3 protein-coding genes are annotated in these 1,396 nt (G+C 39.6%); all 3 read left to right on the forward strand.

The annotated features are described in order from the left end of the window. Nucleotides 1-83: 83 nt before the first annotated feature. Genes N8M93_RS22560 through N8M93_RS22965 form a run of 3 tightly spaced genes read left to right on the forward strand, consistent with a single transcriptional unit; the run spans nt 84 to nt 1,338 of the window. Nucleotides 84-395, forward strand: a complete 312-nt coding sequence (locus N8M93_RS22560) for a helix-turn-helix domain-containing protein (protein WP_261134890.1) — start codon at nt 84-86, stop codon at nt 393-395. 29 nt (nt 396-424) lie between these two features. After that, complete coding sequence (locus tag N8M93_RS22565) at nt 425-1,216, forward strand: IS3 family transposase (RefSeq protein ID WP_261134891.1); 792 nt, start codon at nt 425-427, stop codon at nt 1,214-1,216. Continuing rightward, entirely contained in the window at nt 1,132-1,338 is a 207-nt protein-coding gene (locus tag N8M93_RS22965) for an IS3 family transposase (protein ID WP_396125762.1), read from the forward strand. Before N8M93_RS22565 ends, N8M93_RS22965 begins: the two co-directional genes overlap by 85 nt. Nucleotides 1,339-1,396: the final 58 nt, after the last annotated feature.

Raw genomic sequence — 1,396 nt, forward strand, 5'->3', positions numbered from 1 at the left:
TCTTTTAAGCCCCCTTATTCATTTAGACACCATAATGAGTTCAAAGTAAACTTGAATTAGGTCTGGGAGAGGGGGGAGAAATAATGGGTCAGAAGAAAATTGATGTAATTGAAGATGTTAAAAAGCAATATGTACGTATGGTGCTTGAGACAGGGAATCTCTCTTCAATCGCCAGGAAGGCAGGGATTACGAGGGACACATTACGGAAGTGGTTGAAAACATATGAAGATGAGGTTCGTGATGCCATGTATAAAGAAGGACAAACGGTGTTATCCGATAATCCTACAAAGGCAGAACTTCAGGATAAATATGAGCAGGCGATGAAACTATTAGGTGAAAAAGAAATGGAAGTAGCTATGTTGAAAAATCTTCTTAAAAAAAACGAATCCAAATAAAAGAACGATTAGAGGAAGTGAAGTTATGGTTGGAGGAGGGATTTCCAGTTAAACGAACTACTGAGGTTTTAGACCTGGATCGATCGCTGTACTACTATCACCAAAATAAAACAGAAACACAAGAGCCCCTTAAAAGAGGACGCCCCGTACCAGGCTTTTCTCTAGATCAACAGGGAGTAAAGGTTCCAGACGAACAGATTGAAGAGTTTTTGATGGAAGCTGTAGAGGACGAGATAGGGATGTATGGTTATCGTAAACTGACCCATTTCTTACAGAAAGAGCACCAGTTAATCATTAATCACAAAAAAGTCTATCGACTGTGTGATAAGTTAAATATCCTACTTCCCCAACGGGAAAAGCAAACGGAATATCCAAGAAGATTAGCACAAAATCATGTCATTACAGGTTCAAATCAACTCTGGCAGCTGGATATTAAATATGGGGCGATTGAGAATAGCGACAGGTTCTTCTTTCTGGCAAGTGCCATCGATGTGTTTGACCGTTGCATAGTAGGTTATTATCGAGGTTCTACCTGTAAAGCCATTGAGATCATACCGATGCTTCAACAGGCGTTCATGAAACGGGAGATACACTTACTGCCAGAAGATGAACAACTCATTATCAGAACTGACAACGGCCCCCAATTTGTCAGTAATCACTTTGGAGCGCTTTTTGTGAAAAGAATAAGATCTATCATGAGCGTATTCCGAGAAAGTCACCTAACTCGAATGCCTACATCGAGTCTTTTCATAGCAGCATTGAACGCGAGTGTTATCAACGATATGTTTTCAGTTGTTTTGAGGAAGCGTATTATTGGTTAGACCAATACATGAATTTTTATAATAACCGTCGTTACCATGGTAGCTTGGATTATATGGCACCAGTACAGTATTACGAGCGCTTTAAAGCAGGGATTTCGCCACAAATAGTGGTCAATTTATAAAAAACTAAGAAAATCAAAGAAATTTAAAGGTCGTGTCTAAAATAAGGGGGCCAGACCG

It is taken from the genome of Bacillus sp. Marseille-Q3570, assembly GCF_946151055.1.
Classification (GTDB): domain Bacteria; phylum Bacillota; class Bacilli; order Bacillales; family Fictibacillaceae; genus Pseudalkalibacillus.